Origin of the sequence: Amphibacillus indicireducens (genome assembly GCF_039539605.1) — a bacterium.
GTDB lineage: Bacteria > Bacillota > Bacilli > Bacillales > Amphibacillaceae > Amphibacillus > Amphibacillus indicireducens.
Genome location: NZ_BAABDL010000065.1, coordinates 1 through 20451, shown reverse-complemented (window position 1 = coordinate 20451; position 20451 = coordinate 1). Strand labels below are relative to the sequence as shown.

Here is a 20451-nt window from a genome sequence, read left to right as displayed (position 1 = left end):
TGATCACCATAAATAAGATGAGCTCACTCCCATAGGTGATATAGCTAGAATCTCTTGGATCTTCTACTTTTTTAACCTTTCATTCATGTCTTTAAAGAAATGCTTGCTGATTTTGGTGAACTCGAAAAAATAATTTATCCTTTTTTCATTCATTCTCTGTTCTTTTCTTGTAGCCACGTGATAAATCCCCCTTAAATATTAATATAATAACACCATTGTTAGTTATATTATAACATTAATGTAATATTAAGGGGTCGTTTTTTCGATATTTATCACGAAGAATTTTTACTCTTCATAGCTGATTATAATAATGGCGTAAATGAAAGAATCTAACAAGGGAGGATCGCTTAAGATGAAATTTTGTAATCAGTGTGGCAAAGAGATAAAGGAAAACGCGAAGTTTTGCCGAAATTGTGGGCAGCAATTCGATAAAACCGTGGTTAAAGTAGCAAACAAACAACCTGATCGTACAGTTAGCCAGAGAAAAAGACTAACATTCAAAGAACGCCCTTTGAAACAGAGAATACGATTCAGTGTATTGGTATCTATTGGTATTATATTGATAATTAGCTATTTTACATTAAGTTATCTCTGGTCAGCGGATCGGCTAACAAAACAATTACAAACAGCAATTGTTGAGGGTGATTATCTAAAGATTGCTGAAATGATTGAATTTAATAATGGAAATCAAGCAATTGGTGAAGAAAACGCTCAAGTGTTGTTGAAAACAATAAATGATGGGGATTTATTAGAAGAGCTACTCACCCACTTTAACTTACAAGTGGATAAAAGAACCTCTTCTACACATGATATCTTAAATTTAAAACAAACGAGTTATTTTCTGGGATTTAGGCGATTTAAAATCATTGCAGAACCTTACTATATCTCGGTTCGGACGAATCTAAATAACACTCAAATCAGTCATATGGGTCAACAGGGTATCACGATAGAATCAAATGATGTGATAAAAAAGATTGGCCCTTTTGTGTACGGTGAACATAATTTTTCTGCTACATATGAAAATGAGTACGTTAGTTTAGAATTAAGTGAATATCTATACCTCAGCTATTCGCCAAGGGAATTGGATTTTTATTTTGATGTAGCAACAATCTGGGTTCCAGAAGGTGTTACCTTAAACAACAGTAAAGTCTTATTAAATGGCAATGAAACTGACGAAGAGATAATAATTGGAGAATCTTCTATCGGCCCGATTGATCCAGAGTTGGATTATAAGGTAGAAATAATTACGACCTTTCCGTGGGGAGAACTATCTACAGGGGAAACGGATGTATTGCATGATGCTCAAGATAATTATTTTCATTATCAACTTAGTGAGATTATGATCGATGACTTGTTAGGTAACTTAACGTCGTTTTATGATCAATTATTTAGTGCATATAGAAAAAATGACCTAAGCCAGCTTAGTTTCTTGGAGAGTGATTTTTATAGTGACCTTGAATATACAATTGACGACCTCCATCACTCTATTAACAATGAGGAGTTGATCTACTTTCAAGATCTCACGAGTTTTGGAATTTCAGATGACTTTTTACACGTTTATTATGATGAAGACACTGGTTTTTACAATGTTATAGTAAATGTTATTGAAGAAGCTGCGGAGGAATATCAATGGTATAGCGATTATTTAAAAGATCCTTATTATGATGCGGACTATTACCAATATCATTTTGCCTATCAAAATGATCAATGGAACGTGCTATATAGAACAAATGATTATCGCTATGATGATGAGAGATCCAATTACCGGTCGCTTGACTATAGTGGTGATTCAATTCAACTAGGTACAGTAAAAGAAAGAGTTGAAAGTAGTCAAGATGAAAATGAATTAATTGCAAGTGTAACTGTTAATTATATTGACTATATGGTCGAGGCGATTAATGCTGGTGACTACTCTCTCGTCGAACCGTATATTAAAAGTGGGAGCTTACTTGAGGATATGCAAATTGGCTTGGTTGAACGTTTAGTGGAAGCAGGAACAACACAAGAAGTAATTTATAGGGAAGTCATTGATATTGAGCAAGATGGTGATCAATGGTTTGCATACACTGATGAAACAATTAAAATCAACTTTGAAAGTGGAGATCAGGAATCAAGGGATTATAACTGGAAGTATACCGTCGTTAAGGACGGAAATAACTTCAAATTAACGAATATTGAAAGAGAATAAGGATAACTTTTATTCCGAAGATAATAATAACTCCCTATTGATGTTGTATCAAAAGGTACGATCAATTAGGGAGTCTATTTATTAGTTGGAAAATTAATATCCAACCTGTACAGCCGCAATGACAATATACATGAGATCATTTTTATCATTTTGTTCAGGTAAGATAATCCCGCTTGTTGTGGCAAGTCCACCATCAACAACTTCTACAGTAACCTCACCATAAGGAATTTCTGCTTTTATAACGTCAAGGTCAAGCAAATCTTGATCAGCTGGAATTGCTAAAACAATATTTACTTTCATCCCATCTAATGACTGACCAGGTAGATAGTCTTTAATCCCAGGCATTGAATTGGCATGAATCGCATTTTGAACAGCACGCCTTGCCGCTTTTGTAACATCTTGACCGTGTGTGTCTACACCGACACCTGTCTCAATAAAAATAACCTTCTCCACAAATTTGTCCTCCCTAATAATATTTCTTGTCGATATTTCCCGGGAAATAGTTAATCAACGATTTCCAAGCATATTTATGTTATACCCACTGATTGTTAATTAAAACGGATTATAAAAACGTGAACCATCATAAAAAGTGATTACAATCGCAATGATAAATAAAAGTGTACTAACGACTAAAGTTAACCAATCGGTTTTCGTTAGTGGTTGGGCTCGATACCATGTACGTTTGTTATGCTTTCCAAAACTTCTTAATTCCATTGCCTGACTGATCGTCTCGATCCGATCTAAACTTGAAAAGATGAGTGGCATAATAATGGAACTCACATTTTTCAAACGCTTGATTAACTTTTCATTTTTTGAAAAATCAACACCACGCGCTTGTTGAACTTGGCTGATTGTCCGGAAGTCGCGCTGGATATCGGGTAAATAACGTAAGGCTAGCGAAACAGCAATACTAATTTTATAATGCACACCAATTTTATTCAGCGAAGCCGCAAACTCACTTGGGTGTGTTGTAATAATAAACAATAAAGCAGCAGGTGTAACAACAATGTATTTTAACGTCACATTAAAGTGATAAAATAATTGCTCAGCTGTAATATTATAGCGCCCATAGATTGTGAAGAGCTCAGTCGAACTGCCGTAAATCTGTACGCCTTCTTGCGGTGAAAAAAGATAGATCGCAAGATTATTTAAGAGCAGAAAGAATAAAATGAGTGCCAGTACTAGTCTAATCTCTCTTAATCGCACTTTGGATAATTTAAAGATGACAAAACTAAAAATTAATAAAACCAATAAAATCCGCGTATCGTAAGTTAACATTGCTGCGGTTGACCAAAGCAAAAAAATGATTAACTTTGTCACACCAGATAACTGATGAATCACCGATGAACGTTCAAAGTAACCTAACATTTTTACTGCCATGTTTTTCGAACCTGCCGATCATGTGAAATAAAATGATCGATAAATTGTGTTGGTTGCTCAATCCCTGCTTTTACCGCGAGATCAAATAACGATGTCCGTTTTAAATGTGCACGCTCGATTAACTGGTCATTTGTTAGCACATCGACAGGACTTTGATCAGCTATTAATTGTCCATCAGCTAGAACTAGGGCTCGCGAAGTGTACTCGAGCATTAAGTGCATGTCGTGCGTAATCAAAATAATGGTTACACCGAGTTGATTTAATTGTTCTAAAAAATCCATAATTTCTGTGTAATGCTTCAGATCTTGACCAGCGGTTGGTTCATCTAAAATAATTAATTCCGGCTCCAAAACAAGAATTGAAGCAACTGTTAAACGTTTTTTCTGGCCATAACTTAAAGCGGATATTGGCCAGTTTCGAAATGGATAGAGACCACAAACGCGAAGCGCATCAAAAACCTTCTCTTTCACTTCATCCTCAGGTATCTGTCTAAGTCGTAAACCTAATGCAACCTCATCAAAAATTAAATGCTTTGAAATCATTTGATTTGGATTCTGCAAGACAAACCCAATTCGATTGGCTCGCTCAAAAATGGACTCACGATCAAGTGGTTGACCTGCGAACTTAATTGATCCTTGTTGTTGCTTTTCAAAGCCACAAATGACTTTAGCTAATGTTGACTTTCCAGCACCATTTTTACCGACTAAACTAATCATCTCACCACGATTAATCGTCAAAGAAATATCGGACAAAACAGACCGTGATTCATAACTAAAATTAACGTGTTCTAGCTGGAGCAATTGATCTGAAGGAGGTGTTGTAAAAGGTTTTCGATAATGACTTTGCCAGTTTGTTAAACGCTTAATATCTGACTCAGATAAAATGAGCTGATCGATCTGCTGAGGTTGATGTTTTGAGTCAATGACAGCACCGCTATATTTTAGCGCCTTCGTGTAGAGAGGCTCGCGAATATGAACGTGATCAAGCGTTTCTGAAGCGAGCAATTGATTTGGCGTCGTATCCGTCACAATTCTCCCATCATCAATTACAATCACTCTGTCAAACTGAAGTTGAAGTGCATCCTCTAAGCGGTGTTCGATCACGATCACCGTTTTATGATGCGCTTGGTGAATTTGATCGATTAACTCCATCGCATAACGACCTGTAGCAGGATCTAAATTTGCTAACGGTTCATCAAATAATAGAATATCAAGATCTTGCTCGACTAACACACCACCAAGTGAAACACGTTGTTTCAAACCACCAGACAATTCATGAATGGAATGATCAATATGTGATTCGACGTTGACTAGTTTAGCCGTATCAGCGACAATTTTTTTCATTGATTCTTGAGCGACATTTTCATTTTCTAAACCAAATGCAAGATCCTCACCAACCGATAGACCGATAAATTGTCCGTCCGTATCCTGCAACACGGTACCAACAATTTTTGACAAAGAAAAAATGTCTAAATCTTTTGTCTGTTCACCTTTAATCGTTAAAGATCCAGTCATTTCACCAGGATAGGAAAAAGGGACAAGCCCATTTAAACAATGGGCTAGTGTACTTTTCCCTGAACCAGAAGGTCCTAAGATTAAAATTTTTTCACCGTGATTGATCGATAAATTAATCTCATTTAAGGTTGGCTCGACTTGACTATGATATTTAAAAGAAAATTGCTCAAACTGAATCATTGGATTTACCATCGTGCACACCTTCTTTTTGAAAAACTTTTCTACTGTTATTTACTAATCTTCCTTAGTTAAGCTGTTGCCAAGGCTTTGCGTTTTTGAATAAGAGAACAATAAAATCGATGTGAAGACACCAACTGAAATAATATTTAATAGTGCAGCGACAAGTCCCTGAGTAAATACTTTATTAGCAGGCTCAGCGTAAATCAAAATATCGAGCACGGGTGCTGCAACTCCCCAACCAATGATTTGGACAACGACCTGAATTAAGTTAAATGAAATCAGTTCCTTCTTACCAAATTGGCCATCTTCAAGTTTAATTCGATGTGCGGCAAGACCGATTAGGAAACCGACCAATAATGAAACAAGCACCCAGCTCCACCAGACAGAACCAAACATCAATGCGTCCTTAAGTGCGTGACCAATTAACCCAACAAGTCCACCTGCAATTGGACCAAACAGAACTGCAATAAACGCTAAGAACGCAATCGCCGTATCAACGTTTGTGTTGGGCACACCTGTTGGAATCGTAACAAATCGACCTAAAACAAAATAGACAGCAGAACCAATCCCAATTGCAACAATCGTCTTAATTGATAAATTTTTAAACATGTAAAACATCTCCTTTTATTATAATAAATTTAATTAACTATAAACAATTTTTGCAGCTTTACGGATTTGAATTTTTGAATGTAAACCTGTCTTGATATGATAGGCATCGGCAAATGAACCCTGATTTAAAGCAACACCGATTTTTTCAAGTGAATTGATGAAGAGTAAAGGCTCACCAACTCGAGTATCCGCAAATGACTTACCAAAAGACATGACGTTTTTGTAAATTTGGCGATTCTGATCATAGATCGTCACTTCTAACGTATCACCATACTTAATCCCTTCTTGCTCAAAAAAGTCTTTATTAATATTTGTCCATAGATTTCCGAAGCGGATATCTAAAATATCAATATTTCCATTAATGACGCGATCATCAACTTTGACTTGAGGTGTTTCAAGTGTAATGATTTTTTCAACGTCGAGCTTTGGACCAACTTCTTCAAATGTAATCGTATTTGAAGCGAGTCGTGCGCCGGTATAAGCATAGACGTCACGTCCGTGAAACGTATACGATTCATAAGAACGCGCTAATCGATTCACCTTCTCGTCAATTTCTCGAACTTCACTAATCCCAACTGATTGCGCTAAATGAGTTAGAGTGCCATTGTCGGGTGTGACAATATACTGATTGTCGTTTGTTTTTGCGACAATACTTAGTCGATTTGAACCAACCCCTGGATCAACGACAGAAACAAACACGGTACCCTCTGGCCAGTATGGCGTCGTCTGATATAAACGATAAGAAGCTTCAAATATATTATAAGTCGGAATCTCATGCGTGACATCATATAATTGTAAATCAAGACTGACTGATTTTGCTACGCCGTACATTGCACTCACAGCCCCATCAAATAAACCAAAATCAGATTGAAAAACTAATAAATTACTCATTGTAAAATCTCCTCTCAAATTTAAAAGATTAAAAAACGCCCTTATTGCTCGGTTAAGAACAATAAGGGCGTTGAATGGGCAATCAACACGGTACCACCTTAGTTTACTATTTGCTTACACAAATAGTCTCAATAAGTACTCCGCCAATAGGCATTTATACTTTGGTATTGATAACGAGTACCAAATCTCGGGCGTCACTTACTTATACATAATCTGTACGTTCAGCACGCAGCTCCTAGGCCATTTTCAGCATTCGCATTTTTGCTTCTTTTCAGCTACCGAAGCTCTCTTTTAGAAAAACGCTAAACACTTACTTTCCCTAATCAATGCTTTTAAAGTTTGAATAATTTGTGAACTTGTTTTTTTATTATAGGCGAGCAAAAAATAAAAAGCAAGCTTTATTTTAAAAATTATCAGAATCTTTTAAAATTAATAACCTAAATGTTTTAATCTCGCTTGAATGGGAATATTAATTTTATCTGTTTTAAAAATAGTTTTCGAGCATTTTTTTAAAACAAAAAAATGAAAAGGGCTGATTAAGGATGACAAAAATTGGTGTTGTAGTTGGTAGTTTAAGAAAAGAATCATTTTCGCGTAAGATTGCCAATAATGTTGCGAAGTTATTTCCAGAAGGTTATGAAGCGGAATTTATTGAGATTGGAAACTTACCACTTTACAATGAGGAGTATGACGGCAACTCACCGGAAGAGTATGTATCATTCCGCGAGACGGTGAGTGGTGTTGATGCTGTGTTATTCGTCACACCCGAATATAACCGGTCAGTTCCGGGGGTGCTAAAAAATGCACTAGATGTTGGCTCTCGTCCTTATGGTGAAAGTGTTTGGAATGCGAAGCCAGCAGCTATAATCAGTCAATCGATCAGTAATTTAAGTGGTTTCGGGGCGAATCACCACCTACGTCAATCATTAACGTTTTTAAATATGCCTGTCGTTCAGCAACCAGAGGTGTATTTAGCTAATTCTCAAGATTTAGTTGATGATAGTGGCAATATTAATAATGAACAAACAGTCCAATTCCTCCAGTCATTTGTCGATGCCTTTGTTGATTTAATTAACAAGCAATAAGAGTTAAAAACTAAATACTTTAAAACAAGAACTAGAGCTGACTAAAGGCTCTAGTTTTTTAGCAGTTTCACTAATTATCGAATTTTTCTCTTTCTGTCTAGATGAGTCAATTTCAAAATTACTTAATTGGCTATAAAACACGAACAATTGAGTTACAGGTGTTGCGGTGATTTTCACTCTAGGCGGACGCTTTCCGCGGGATCGGCCTCGGGCGCACAGGATGTGGGTCAGTTAGACGTCGCCACATGGACGTGGCGTTCTTAGTCTAACATTCCTTAATTGTCTCACTGGATCTTCGGACACGATTTTTCCCGCTGGACAAGGAAGGCTTCGACAGCGATGCATCGCACGCAGAAAATCGCCCTTTATTTTCAAGGAGTCGCCGCCTGCCGTTCTAATCACTTGATTAGAATTTTTTATTTATGTATGATATTTAACTATATTTTGTAATTATTCGTGTTTTTAATTAGATTTTTGTATTATGAAATTCATTTAAATGAATGAAGGTATAATGTAAGCTATGAGAATGTACTTAATTGAATCTAAAAAGGAAGAGAGTACTTAATTATGAGATTAGAAAAACCTACTGTAGACTTAAAAAATGAATATATTGAATTTTATCAAGAATGGAAGAATAGTGGAGAAAAGATGATTCCCTTTGTCATCGAAAAAGACCCGGCTGACTTTGATGCGATGTTGAATTATTTATCGGATTGCGAAAAGGGCATTGAGCCTCAAGGATCTTGGATTGCTAAAAACAGTACATTTTGGTTAGTTGATCACAATAAAATCATTGGTGTCGTAAATATTCGTCATTCTTTAACGGAACAATTATTTAATTCAGGTGGTCACATTGGATATGGGATCAGACCAACGAGAAGAAAACAAGGCTATGGTACTAAAATGCTTTTATTAGCCTTACTAAAAGCAAAAGAACTCAAGATCGGAAAAGCTTTATTAGTTTGCTATCCAACAAACATCGCATCCAAAAAAGTCATCCTAAACAATGGTGGCCAAAAAGACAACGATTTTATCGATCAACAAAACAATACCCTAAACCGATACTGGATTGAGCTCGAAGACGAATGAATTAAAAAGATGATCTGACATTTTCCAGATCATCTTTACGCTCTATAGTAAAAATCACAAACAATTTAAATCCCACGAATTAATAAATCTGTCTAATTCTCTGAACTTGACGGTCGTGATAAAAACTAGCTAAGCGACGTTCGATTACATAGTGATTATTGACACGGCGACTCATCCGAAATTGCATGATTTCTTTCATCTGATTAAGCTTTCTCTTTAGACGTTTCATATGCCTCATCCTTTACGGCTTTGATAATTCAATCATAACGGAGTAGATGGAAAATAAAAACAGACTCCTGGTGGATTTTTATTCAGCCATTTGGTGGAGACAAAAATCATCCTCAAGGTGGAAAGTAAACCAAATTTAAGCCAAACCCGACTTTCTTGCAAGTTGCTGAAGCGGATCCCAAACCCCGTTATAAGGCGGTGCATAACTTAAATCGAGATCAAGCAACTGAGTGAGCGTTAAATTACCATACAAAGCAGTCGCCAACACATCAATCCGCTTATCGACTCCCTTTTTCCCAATTACCTGTCCACCAAGAACCACATTCGTCTTCGTATGATAGACCATTTTCAACTGTAACGTTTCATGATCAGGATAATAACTAGCATGCGACCGAGCCTCACTCACTAGAACATGATATGGCAGATTAAGCACCTGCGCCTCCTTCTCCGACAACCCTGCACGCCCAAGCGTTAAATCAAAAAACTTCACAATCGACGTCCCAACAACCCCATTAAACGCCATTCGATTACCAGCCATATTTGCCCCAGCAATCCGCCCCTGCTTATTCGAAGTTGTCCCCAGCGGAACATAATCATCCACACGCTTAATCCGATGATAATGTGACGCACAATCACCCGCAGCATAAATGTTCGCAATTGACGTCTCCATATATGGATTGACAATAATCGCCCCATTCCCAAGCATATGCAAACCCAAATCCTTCAGGAATCCCGTATTCGGACTGACCCCAATCGCAAGCAAGACAAGATCCGTCTCATACTCATTTTTATCAGTCACCACCCGATTGACCCGACCACTTCCTGAAAAACTCTCCACCGTTTCTGATAAAACAACGTCAATCCCCTGCTTTTCAGCTTCTGTTTGAATATGTTCGGCCATATCAGGATCAAATATTTCGGCTAATTGATCTTCGCGTTGAATCAGCCTGACATCAAGTCCACGAGTGTGAAAAGCCTCAGCCATCTCTAATCCGATATAACCACCACCAATAATGCTTACTTGCTTAACGTCAGTTGTTAAGTCAGCCATTAATGCATTTGTATCAGTCATCGTTTTTAACGAATGAATCCCAGCTAAGTCAATCCCATCCCAGTCAGGCTTCACTGGATCAGAACCCGTTGCAATTAATAAGCGATCATACTCAACGTTAAACGTTTGATTTGTCTCTGTATTGATCGCTGTTACAATTTGCTTATCACTATCGACACCAGTCACAGTCGTATTTGTTTTCGTATCGATCTGATATTTTTCTCTAAACTCCTCAGCAGTTCGCGAGATCACATCATCGATTGACGGAATGACCTCGTTAACAACATACGGCAAACCACACTGCCCGTATGAATAATCCTCACCACGCTCAAGCACCGTGATCTCTGCTGAATCATCTGTTCGATAAATCTCCATCGCCGCACTCATTCCAGCAGCAACCCCACCAATAATGACATATTTCACAATAACATCCTCCCTTATCAAAAATCCAATTGTCCTTTCAATCTGTCCTATTCCCTCTTCACCAATGAAATATGATTAAAAACAGGATAATGATCTGCAATTAATTCGTTTTAACGTTACAATAAGAGTAGATCAAGTTTAAGTGGAAAATGATGAACGATGGGGGTTCATATGAATATTACAATTATTAGCGTCGGTAAATTGAAGGAAAAATATTTAAAGCTAGGAATTGATGAATATACGAAGCGGCTAAGCGCGTACGCCAACTTGAAGCTGATCGAAGTTCCAGATGAGAAAGCACCTGAAACCTTATCTGAAGCAGAGATGGAAGCAGTAAAGAATAAAGAAGGCGAGCGCATTTTAGCAAAAATTCCAGCAGATACGTATGTGATCACATTAGAAATCGAAGGGAAGCAGCTCTCCTCTGAACAACTTGCTACTCAGCTAGACCAACTAGCGACACATGGGAAAAGCAAAATCGTCTTTGTGATTGGTGGATCACTGGGCTTAAGTGAAGCGGTAATGAAGCGAAGTGATTTTTCTTTGTCATTTTCAAAAATGACTTTACCACATCAGTTGATGAGACTGGTGTTGTTGGAGCAGGTTTATCGGGCGTTTAAAATAAATAGAAATGAACCGTACCATAAGTAAATGAGGTTTTTTGAAAAATTAATGTAACCGTTGTATTAATAGGGGGTAGAGCGGTTACATTAATTTAAAACTTTTCCTATTATAATTCTTTTATTTTTTCTTTTTCGTATTGCAATAATGAAGCGTTATTTGCAATGTTTAAACTTCTAACAAAGTCTATTAATTCGTCGTCGGGCAAGTCATCAGGGATAAATGACGTTATTTTTTTAATTGCCGAATGCGGAAGACCCATATCTAAAAGAATTGAAAGTTCAGGTTTTACCCCCTCATTTTCTAAATACGAAACAAAATAAGAATAATCACCCGTACTATTCATTCCGAGTTGTTTACAAATCTCTTTTTGTAGAGAATCTATTATATTTAACCATTTAGGTACTTTGTAAGAAACCCAATGCCTCTTATTTCTGAAATGTTTTGATACTGCTTGATCCAGGATTCTTTGTTTATCCCATTTAGGATTCTGCTTCTTTAGGTAGCTCATTTCACTGATAATTATCTCTCTAAAATCTTTTTTAGCATTGTTAAAAACAACAACTGGGAGTGCCTTCTTAGTCATTGGCCGAGTTGTTTCCGTTCGCTTTAGCAAGTTATCCCAGCAAAGATTGAGTATATATTTAAGTTGTTTAAATTGTGGCAAACCGCTCCATAAAATAAGGCTTGGATTTGTTTTCAAGGTATTACTTAGTTCTTTTATTATTTTTTTCTGACCATTTACTGAAACAGAATTACTTTTAATAATCTTTAATAGGTCTTCATTATAGTCATTAAGTTCTTTATATCTTTTGACATGCCTGTCTTTTACCTCATCCTTTGGTAGATTTATAAGTACTTCATCAGTAATTATCTTTTGATCATAAAAAGGTATATCAAGATTAACAGAATCTTTTTGTGGTACAGGGTGAAAAAGATATACATTACCTACAAAGTGTTGTAATAGTCTTCCAGCTCTACCCTTTATGTTTGAGTAGTCGAAATAGTCAATTTTGTTAGGGCCCTTTTTATTGTCAAATATCATAACATTTTTTGCACTAGTGTTCACCCCCTCAATAATTGTAGATGTGCAAAATAAAACATTTAAGTGCCCTTTATTAAAGTAGTCAATGATAGAATGCGTTAAATGTTTTGGTATTATACCAGAATGAACACCTATTTTCTGTTCTATCAGTTTATTATATGTCCAATTCTTATCAATATTTTCTTCAATCCATTCATTTATTGGTAAGTACTGTGAAGTGTGGTTTAATTTGTTCTTATGTAAAAAAGAGTAGTACTTCTTAGCTATATTGTATGCACGATCGGGAGACGATATATAAACTATGGATTGTTCATTATTAAGCTTTACTAGAAGCTTAAATAATTCAATTTCTCTTTCCTGCTGTCTTTTTCTTACACCTGTATTTTTATAATTTATTTCAACAGGTATTACTCGAGTATCCACTAACGAATAATTGGTTTTGAAAAAAGTAGCATTATATCTTTCTATAAATCCCTCTGGGATACTATCAATATTAGGTCCTAAAAAGTAGAACCTAGTTTTCGGATTCTCTAAAATTTTTCTAATAGCAATATTTAGTACGTCTGACCGTTCATCATCTCTTGAAGAGCTAAGTTTATAAAATTCATCTAAAATAAAGTAGTCAATAAAAGGAAGGTCTTTAAATTCTAAAACTCGCTCTGCAGTTAAGAGAAAAATATTTCTATCACGAACAGTTTGTGATGTATTAACTATTACATTATACCCGTTACCAAATTTACGTAAACTAATTCGAGTTTCATTTAACAGAGCTAAAGTCGGTTGGATAATTAAAATATTATTGTATTTATTGCTAGCTATAATTTCTTGTATAAGTAGACTTTTACCAAAGCTTGTTGGGGCACTGACAATTACGTTTTTTCCTTTCTTTATAGCTTCAGATATTAACTTTTGTTCTTGATGTAAAATAACATCTTTTAAGTAATCGGAAATATGATATGCATTTCTAATTTCAGAGGTTGTATCTAAATTAGATGGTGTTTCTAACAACTGTGAAAGATACGGATAAAATCCTTCACTTTCTATTAAATCCACCCACAATTTTTGTGTTGTTGAATCAACTTTCTCCCAAATACTTAAAATCTTAACTATTATTTTTTGCGCCTCTTTTCCTTTACCGTTTAGAGACAAATTGGATACATATTTAGCCAGTGAAAAACTATTGTCAAAGTTCAATTCTTCAAGTGAAAATATATCAACATCTGACCAATTCATCAATATTAACCTCCTAAGGATTGAATTGTTTTAAGCTTGTGATGTAAGGCAGACACAAGTTTTCGTTTACTATCCAATGGCATTAAAATAACAATTACATTTAATTTCCCATGCCATGGATGTGTTTTCTTTTTATTTAAAAATCTTTCGTTTAATCTATTAGTTTCTTCTATGTATCTGGAAGTGAAAGTCTTATCATCATCAAAATGGTCAAAAACAGAAGTTTCATATGCACAAAAGAATGGTATAATTATATTATCTAACTGATCTGATAATTTAGTATAAGAATTTAATAATTTAATCCAGTACTCAGGATTATCAATCTCTTGCTTAAGTTCCTTTTTTGTATCTTTAATTCTTTTCGAAATGATTGTAAATTCGTTATCAAAATAAGAGGCGTTAAAATGATCAAATAAGTCCTGTATCAATGCATCTACACCCCTCTCACCGTCAGTGTATAATTTTGATTCTCCTAGCCAAAGAGTATTTGTTTCTGGTTGAATATGTACTGAATCGAATCCATGTACAGCGTGTCCATAAGAGTCTTTAAAATAAACTTTAGCAACCAATGGTACGGTATCAAAAAAGTATTTTAAAACAAAGTGCAAAATTAATTCTCCAAATTCGCCCCTTCTTAAATACTTATCATCAATGTCGTCATCAATGACCTCACCAGCTTCATACTTAAGAGCTACTTTATTATACGCATCAATTTTATATATAGAATTAGCAGCATCTATTAATAACCTTAGTATTTGTTCTTGAGGGATATTAGTACTTTGATGATAACCAAAGGCAAAGGAAGGTATTTCTTCCATTAATAATCTGACAAACTTGTTTAGCATCTGGGTTAATGTACCTTCATCATTTAAATCAAAGTCTATAAAAAATGAATGTAAATTTGATTCTGCTATTTTACAGGAAAGTACGTTTTTGGCCTCTTTTACCCTCTCCATCTAATCACTTCCTTATATACAGTCTAATTCTATGTAAACTAAGTACCCTTGCTATTTATCCTTTTAAAACTAAAGTAGAAAATTTATTAGAAGCTAATCTATATTTAGTTTACACCATATTATGATTCGCTATTTACTAATTATAGGCTTCTACTTCCAAAGTCTATAAATCAGTAAATAGCGGATTATGATTTATACAGATATGAAAAAGTATTCTTGAATAATTAATCTCTTACACTCAATCCCTTAAACAATCTGCCAAGTGCAATCTCTCCAATTTGTCTAATAGACCCTCTACCGTCATTCATCGTATAGAATTTTACCCCTTTAATCTTCACATCTTGCATTTCATCTTCAAAGATAATCTCTGCTTCGTGTTCATTAATGTACATGAGTAAATCTTCTTTCCACTGTTGTTCTTCAATGTTTCTGCCTTTAGGTTCAATAAAAATTTGAATGAAGTAGTCTGTGTTTTGTAGATAAAGAATAAAATCAGGCTGGAAACCTGCTAAATGTACTTCATCATGCCCCGTCCCAAATTGGTGCAGTTTCAATTTGTTATTCTTTGCTGACTCACGATGCATGTTTTCATCCATTCGAATTAAATACACATCAGAATAGACTTTTTCTAATTCTTTCACTCTTTCTGCAATTCGATCAATCAACTGCTTTTCTGTTAAGTTAATGATCGCTGAATCATACACAAAGAAATCTTCTTTTAATTCGTAACGCTTTACCGTTTGCGGGTCATCCTGCATGAATGCTCTACCCGTATCATAGTTAGGTACACGTTTGCGGTAATTCGCAATGTATTCTTTAATAGGATAACCGATAAATTTACCTGTTCCACGTTCTTTACTGTAACCTGCTTTAATTTGCTTTGACACATCTATAAAATATTGCTCCAGAATATTTAATTTCTCTGTCGGAGTTAATACTTCGCCATCCATTGTTTGTGGTACGGTTACATAGATTGTTCGATTGTAAATGTTTAACCATCTTTCTTCTAAGAATTCCTCTCTCGATTTAAGTAACGGAATGTATCTTTTTAGATTAGAAAAGTGATAGAAGCATAAGCGGTTCATGACCTTCTGTAAATAACGTCTATCAAAGGAAACTGCAACATTGTAAGCATTTGAGTAGTCCTCATGAACTTTTGTGTCTTTGTAGCCCACTTCCTGTAAAGAGGAAATGTAAGGAATCACTACGTCATTAGTTGTATCTACCCCATACTTTTCTAATGAATCATAGTAGTTGTCAGCCACTTCGACTGTTTCATTGTAGTAAATTCTGCCATACTTCCACACGTTCGTTCGTTTAAAAGCAGGTTTTACCTTTACATCAAGTAGCGGATTCTTCTTGTCTTCCCCTGTAGGTAAGTTCATTTCATCTAAAGCACTTACTAAGTTCTTCAAGTACTGTGGTTCATTAATCGTATGGTAATGAATCGTTTCTAAAATCAAGCTATCTTTACTGTCATCATCGAATCTACGTGTAAATGAACGTTCTCCTTCTAATAAGAAAGGGTAGTACCTTGCACCACGCCCAATTAATTGAGCTTCTGACATCGTTGTCGCTTTCGTTCCTTTTGTCTTTGGATCATCACTCAAGCGAACAATGTCAAAGAGGTTTAAAACATCCCATCCTTCCGTCAGTCGAGCAACGGCGAAAATCACACGGTACAGGTTCGATGGACTTTCTAAACTGTTTAACGCTTCGTAATGCCCTTTTTCTAAAATACCTGATTGACTCGTGTCGTTAGCATTAATGATTCTTGTTGGTGCTAACTCACGTTTAATATCTCTTACCACGTCACTCAACGTTTCATGGTTACGGTAGTAATCATGGGCAAGTGCCAGTGTCTCGCTATCATCTTCAGAAGCTATTTGAGCTTGTCTGTCTAAAAAGGATTTTAAAGACTCAACTGTTAATGTTTCCACTAAGCGATTAAATTGTTCATGTGCTTCGTTAGAGGCATCGATTCGTTGTGATTTAAACATGATGACTGGTTTCATGTAGATACGATGTTCCTCTAAAGCATATCTTCTCCTGTATTCACTTAATAAAATGACATTCAGCATGTTATCCACATCGGTGTTACTCGATTGAATTCTTTTTACGTTTTTAGAGTACTTGTCCTGGATGAAGCGGTCTAAAGCGTAACGGTACAGCACTTTATCTTTGTATTTTTCGTACACATTTTTGTTCTCCAGGTCAATTGTAGCCGTAAATTCTAGTAAACGATTTTCTTCATTTGCATGAAGGATCGTTGAAATAGCTTTTTCCCACGACTGTTCTGTTTCTTTTTCTGATTTGGTAGAAGCAGAATAGTGATGGGCTTCATCCCCTAAAATGACCATTTTGTCTCTAGCGTAGTCTTCTGCCCCCATAGCGTTTTCCTTTTGTGTGTAAATGTCAGAAGCGACCCGTTGAACAGTCGCTAGTTTTAAGTAAATGGTATTTTTACTCTGCGTCTTAGGAAATGTCTCTACTTGCCTAATTTCGATTCGTTCTCCGTCAATTTCAATTTGCGGTGTATATAAATATTTCTCTGATGACATATTTGTTAGGTTATCAATCGTTTTGTTTAATACACCATTTGTATTTACTAAGAATAGGAAATTTTGATACCCATGTTCTTGGAAGAGGTACAAGATAAGCCCTGCCATTAAGTCTGTTTTTCCGCTCCCAGTCGCCATATTAAATAGTACATGGTTCACATTTCTAAAACGAAATGCTTCCGCAACTTGTGAGTAATGAAAGAAACGTAAAGCGGCATTTTGGTAGTACCTGAATGTGTGTACCATGTTATTTGTAATGTATTCTGGTGTTTCCCAATCAAATTGCTCGTTAAATAAGCTTTCATTTAATTGTTTTACTTCATCGTAAAGAGGTAATGGTAATTGTTTCTTTTTCTTTGCCACAATTATTCACCACCTTTTTCGTAAAAACTCTTGTTGAATGCGTAGTCATTGTCTTCGATTAGGTCACGTACATTTGCATCGTCAATTTCTGAATAGTTGTAGTACAGTTGATTTTTGTCGATAATTTTAATGAGCAGTTTCTTTTGGTCGCTAAATGATAATTCATTTAAAGTGTCTTTAACTGCTTCTAAATCTACACGGAAGTCAACTTCTGCTTCTTCCAACAAGAACTGAAAGACATCGTATAACTCTGTTTGTGTTTCAGCATTTTGAATAGACTTTAAGAAACCCCGATTTTTCTCCATTAATTCAACATAAACAAAGCTTCCTCCACCTTGCCACTCAACATCTTTGGAAATCCCACTTTGCTCACCTTCAATCACCTTTTGAAGACGTGGGACAGATACTGTATTAATGTAATCCATCTGTTCAATACCAATGTAACGGCGATTCATTTTGTGAGCTACGGCTTGGGTGGTTGCTGAACCCATGAAGAAGTCGAGAACTAAATCATTCTCTTCTGTACAAAGTTCAATGATTCGTTTTATTAACATCTCCGGTTTTTTCCCATTTGCGAAAGAAACTTCCCCTTCTTTATTAATGTTATTGTACTGTAAATCATCCCACAGATTTCCAGCATTTTCTTTCCGAACAATCTCACCTTCTAAATTTTTATAGGTTATGTCACTTAGCCATGTGAATAACCTTCTTTTAGGTCCTTTGTAGTATAAAGAAGTTAATTTCCCTTTGTTTTTTCCAGACGTTGGTACATACTCAATACTCGTAATATCTGTATCCGTTTCCATTGAGTCCATGACTCTTTTACGGATGGAAGATTGGGCGTTCGTTGTATCAAAAATTTTATCAATATTATCATAATAAGCTTTTTTTAAGTCACCATTGTATTTCTTTTTTGCTAATTCATTTATGTTCATAGTAGTTGACTCTCTGTGCTCATACATTTTTATCGGATTTCCTGCACCATCTTTTATTGCTCCTAGATATTTTCGTTCCCCTAGATGAGTCAAAACTTGTACATACTTCCAACTTACACCGTCATTTTTAAGTTGTTCTATATATTGCATCAATTCTTGTTCTATCTGGGGTGTGGACTTTAGATAAAACTCTTCTTCATCCTTGGAGTACATTAGAATGTATTCGCAATTATTTTGTAGGGATCTCCCTTGATGACTTCCACTGACACCTGCAATTTTAGCTTTAATCGTTATCATGTTTTTAAAGTTATTTTCTCCAAAGATGTCATCCATTAAGATTTTCAAATAAGATTGTTCTGTATCATCGCATTGAACGAAAATAGCACCGTCTTTACTAAGTAGGTCTTTTGCAACTTCTAACCTGTTTTTAATAAATGTTAACCAAGTTGATCGATTAAATTTATCATTATATTTAAAGCTGTCATTACCTGTGTTATAAGGTGGATCAATATAAATCAATTTCACTTTCCCTGCATACTTCTCTTTCAAAGTATGTAACGCCAGTAAGTTATTTCCTTTTATAATTAAATTGTCATCTTCACTGAAACTAGCAACCTCATGTTCACCTTCTTCATCATACTTTTTCGCATTTATTAAAATCTTCTTATCTAGTAGAACATCAATTTCTTCTTTTGCAATGACTTCATTTAAAAATGGTTCATCTGGTCGTAAATCATCTTTGTCCGTATCTTCCTTACTCATACTTGCTTTTAATACTGTATCTTTGTATGGGAAATCAAGCACGACATCTGTCGATTCATCAATGAACTTTCCACCTGCTGTTAAACCAATTTTCTTTGAGTACTTCGTGTATGAATCCTGCCAATATTCATCGGCTTCAAAAAGCTCGAGCAATTTGTTCGTCTGGATGACAATATTTCCTGCGATGTTAATCGTAAAATTAGTCTTTACCGTTTCATTTCCTATAAATGCTTCGATTAAAGCTACATCATATTCATCTAAGTCCTGTATTACTTTGCTCTTATGTACAATTCCCTCAATGAAATACTTGTTGCCAAACTGCATTAAGACATCTTTAATCGCTTCGTTAATTTTAGTTTTCAAGTAAATCCCCCTCCGACTACCTTCTAACTAGAATTATAGCATAACAGGTCTATTTACTCATTAGAATTCCTTACATAAATAACTCTAAATAAAGCAGTTTTATACAATATTAGTGTAATTTTGATGAAATACAGGGAGTCAGTTGTTAGCTAAAAAGTGTTATGAACTAAGTGCAGTCAAAAACTGTTATTAGCAAATAGTTAAGGATGTGATATAGATTTTTTAGATGCATGTAAAGGAGCACTTATCGAGGGGCAATGAAAATTATTATTGCACTTATTAATTAATAAGATTACTATTTCTAATGATATAAAAATTGGTATAACCTAAATTCACATGAATAGCAAAGTCACACGGTATTTCAATACAAGGGAGGGAGCGAACTCATCCATAGACGGTGATTTGTCTCCCTTTTTTCATGTTCGCCTTGACCTCTAACTTGGTTAACAAGCGCATTAAGTAATGCTTTAAATATATATTATTTCCTTGAAACAATCATGCTTTAATAATTACATACCGATCGAGGGAGGGAATAAGGATGAAAAATTACCTGGAAAAACATAAACAAGTGGGGTTGCTAAAAGTAATGGAGGACAAATCAAAGAGAATCCCAGCCAAACGAGTAGATATTGTTAGCTTAAAGTTAATTAAAGAATCAAGTCTGCTATACAAGGAAAGAATAATTAGTTCACCAGAGGATGGTCGAAAATTGATGAATAAATTTTTAAAAGATGCAGATCGTGAGCACTTTATTGTTATTTCACTAAATACAAAAAATGAACCAGTTAATATTAATGTTTGTCATATCGGTAGTTTGAATGCCAGTTTAGTACATCCAAGGGAGGTGTTTAAACCTGCTATACTGTCTAATGCCGCTTCCATTATGGTAGGACATAACCATCGTGCGACACGTTCGTAACTGAAAAGGTTACGCACGCTGTCCGAACGTCAATTTTGACAAGTAAGAGAGTCGT

15 protein-coding genes, 1 pseudogene and 1 other annotated feature are annotated in these 20451 nt (G+C 35.4%); of the genes and pseudogenes, 5 read left to right on the top strand and 11 right to left on the bottom strand.

The window, feature by feature from the left end; genetic code table 11:
• Positions 1–352 precede the first annotated feature (352 nt).
• The gene (locus tag ABD814_RS06040; RefSeq protein ID WP_344911337.1) at positions 353–2188 is read left to right on the top strand and encodes a TcaA NTF2-like domain-containing protein; all 1836 of its coding nucleotides are present in this window, start codon (positions 353–355) and stop codon (positions 2186–2188) included.
• Between the two features lie 93 nt (positions 2189–2281).
• Here the strand turns inward: ABD814_RS06040 and ABD814_RS06035 are convergent, their stop codons facing one another.
• The 5 genes from ABD814_RS06035 to ABD814_RS06015 all read right to left on the bottom strand — a co-directional run bounded on the left by ABD814_RS06035 (position 2282) and on the right by ABD814_RS06015 (position 6762).
• Positions 2282–2641, bottom strand: coding sequence for a Lin0512 family protein (locus ABD814_RS06035; RefSeq protein ID WP_344911335.1), 360 nt, complete (start codon positions 2639–2641; stop codon positions 2282–2284).
• A 99-nt stretch (positions 2642–2740) separates the two neighbouring features.
• A complete protein-coding gene (locus ABD814_RS06030; RefSeq protein ID WP_344911333.1) occupies positions 2741–3568 on the bottom strand; it encodes an energy-coupling factor transporter transmembrane component T family protein in 828 nt (275 codons plus the stop codon).
• Positions 3559–5274, bottom strand: coding sequence for an ABC transporter ATP-binding protein (locus tag ABD814_RS06025; protein WP_344911331.1), 1716 nt, complete (start codon positions 5272–5274; stop codon positions 3559–3561). Before ABD814_RS06025 ends, ABD814_RS06030 begins: the two co-directional genes overlap by 10 nt.
• Before the next feature lie 42 nt (positions 5275–5316).
• Positions 5317–5871 (bottom strand): ECF-type riboflavin transporter substrate-binding protein, encoded by a 555-nt coding sequence (locus tag ABD814_RS06020; protein ID WP_344911329.1) that lies wholly within the window; start codon positions 5869–5871, stop codon positions 5317–5319.
• 33 nt (positions 5872–5904) lie between these two features.
• Positions 5905–6762, bottom strand: a complete 858-nt coding sequence (locus ABD814_RS06015; RefSeq protein ID WP_344911327.1) for an SAM hydrolase/SAM-dependent halogenase family protein — start codon at positions 6760–6762, stop codon at positions 5905–5907.
• A 60-nt stretch (positions 6763–6822) separates the two neighbouring features.
• Positions 6823–7098 (bottom strand) — a binding site (T-box leader).
• Positions 7099–7304: 206 nt separating this feature from the next.
• On the opposite strand from ABD814_RS06015, the gene ABD814_RS06010 reads away from it, so the two are divergent.
• Both ABD814_RS06010 and ABD814_RS06005 read left to right on the top strand, forming a co-directional pair.
• Positions 7305–7847: an NADPH-dependent FMN reductase gene (locus ABD814_RS06010; protein ID WP_344911325.1), complete on the top strand. Its 543-nt coding sequence runs from the start codon at positions 7305–7307 to the stop codon at positions 7845–7847.
• Between the two features lie 567 nt (positions 7848–8414).
• Positions 8415–8936, top strand: a complete 522-nt coding sequence (locus ABD814_RS06005; RefSeq protein WP_344911324.1) for a GNAT family N-acetyltransferase — start codon at positions 8415–8417, stop codon at positions 8934–8936.
• Positions 8937–9015: 79 nt separating this feature from the next.
• Here ABD814_RS06005 and ABD814_RS06000 read toward each other — a convergent pair whose 3' ends face one another.
• Positions 9016–9165, bottom strand: coding sequence for a hypothetical protein (locus tag ABD814_RS06000; RefSeq protein WP_344911322.1), 150 nt, complete (start codon positions 9163–9165; stop codon positions 9016–9018).
• A 135-nt stretch (positions 9166–9300) separates the two neighbouring features.
• Positions 9301–10638, bottom strand: coding sequence for a CoA-disulfide reductase (locus ABD814_RS05995; RefSeq protein WP_344911320.1), 1338 nt, complete (start codon positions 10636–10638; stop codon positions 9301–9303).
• Positions 10639–10809: 171 nt separating this feature from the next.
• Here ABD814_RS05995 and rlmH point away from each other — a divergent pair, with 171 nt between their 5' ends.
• Positions 10810–11289 carry a 23S rRNA (pseudouridine(1915)-N(3))-methyltransferase RlmH gene (gene rlmH, locus ABD814_RS05990; RefSeq protein ID WP_344911318.1) on the top strand — a complete coding sequence of 160 codons (480 nt, stop codon included), beginning with the start codon at positions 10810–10812 and terminating at the stop codon, positions 11287–11289.
• Between the two features lie 79 nt (positions 11290–11368).
• On the opposite strand, the gene ABD814_RS05985 is transcribed toward rlmH, so the two are convergent.
• From ABD814_RS05985 to ABD814_RS05970, 4 genes are all read right to left on the bottom strand, one after another.
• Positions 11369–13537: a DEAD/DEAH box helicase gene (locus tag ABD814_RS05985; protein ID WP_344911316.1), complete on the bottom strand. Its 2169-nt coding sequence runs from the start codon at positions 13535–13537 to the stop codon at positions 11369–11371.
• 5 nt (positions 13538–13542) lie between these two features.
• Entirely contained in the window at positions 13543–14493 is a 951-nt protein-coding gene (locus ABD814_RS05980) for a HamA C-terminal domain-containing protein (protein ID WP_344911314.1), read from the bottom strand.
• Between the two features lie 224 nt (positions 14494–14717).
• A complete protein-coding gene (locus ABD814_RS05975) occupies positions 14718–17417 on the bottom strand; it encodes a DEAD/DEAH box helicase family protein (protein ID WP_344911312.1) in 2700 nt (899 codons plus the stop codon).
• 2 nt (positions 17418–17419) lie between these two features.
• A complete protein-coding gene (locus ABD814_RS05970; protein ID WP_344911310.1) occupies positions 17420–19477 on the bottom strand; it encodes a DNA methyltransferase in 2058 nt (685 codons plus the stop codon).
• A 586-nt stretch (positions 19478–20063) separates the two neighbouring features.
• On the opposite strand from ABD814_RS05970, the pseudogene ABD814_RS05965 reads away from it, so the two are divergent.
• Positions 20064–20378, top strand: a pseudogene (locus tag ABD814_RS05965) (JAB domain-containing protein); the annotation flags it as partial.
• Positions 20379–20451 lie beyond the last annotated feature (73 nt).

What these genes read in the sequence shown, in the direction of transcription:
- ABD814_RS06040 (WP_344911337.1), top strand. Translation starts at nt 353, where the DNA reads ATGAAATTTTGTAATCAGTGTGGCAAAGAGATAAAGGAAAACGCGAAG.
- ABD814_RS06030 (WP_344911333.1), bottom strand. Translation starts at nt 3,568, where the DNA reads ATGGCAGTAAAAATGTTAGGTTACTTTGAACGTTCATCGGTGATTCAT.
- ABD814_RS06025 (WP_344911331.1), bottom strand. Translation starts at nt 5,274, where the DNA reads ATGGTAAATCCAATGATTCAGTTTGAGCAATTTTCTTTTAAATATCAT.
- ABD814_RS06020 (WP_344911329.1), bottom strand. Translation starts at nt 5,871, where the DNA reads ATGTTTAAAAATTTATCAATTAAGACGATTGTTGCAATTGGGATTGGT.
- ABD814_RS06015 (WP_344911327.1), bottom strand. Translation starts at nt 6,762, where the DNA reads ATGAGTAATTTATTAGTTTTTCAATCTGATTTTGGTTTATTTGATGGG.
- ABD814_RS06010 (WP_344911325.1), top strand. Translation starts at nt 7,305, where the DNA reads ATGACAAAAATTGGTGTTGTAGTTGGTAGTTTAAGAAAAGAATCATTT.
- ABD814_RS06005 (WP_344911324.1), top strand. Translation starts at nt 8,415, where the DNA reads ATGAGATTAGAAAAACCTACTGTAGACTTAAAAAATGAATATATTGAA.
- ABD814_RS06000 (WP_344911322.1), bottom strand. Translation starts at nt 9,165, where the DNA reads ATGAAACGTCTAAAGAGAAAGCTTAATCAGATGAAAGAAATCATGCAA.
- rlmH (WP_344911318.1), top strand. Translation starts at nt 10,810, where the DNA reads ATGAATATTACAATTATTAGCGTCGGTAAATTGAAGGAAAAATATTTA.
- ABD814_RS05985 (WP_344911316.1), bottom strand. Translation starts at nt 13,537, where the DNA reads ATGAATTGGTCAGATGTTGATATATTTTCACTTGAAGAATTGAACTTT.
- ABD814_RS05980 (WP_344911314.1), bottom strand. Translation starts at nt 14,493, where the DNA reads ATGGAGAGGGTAAAAGAGGCCAAAAACGTACTTTCCTGTAAAATAGCA.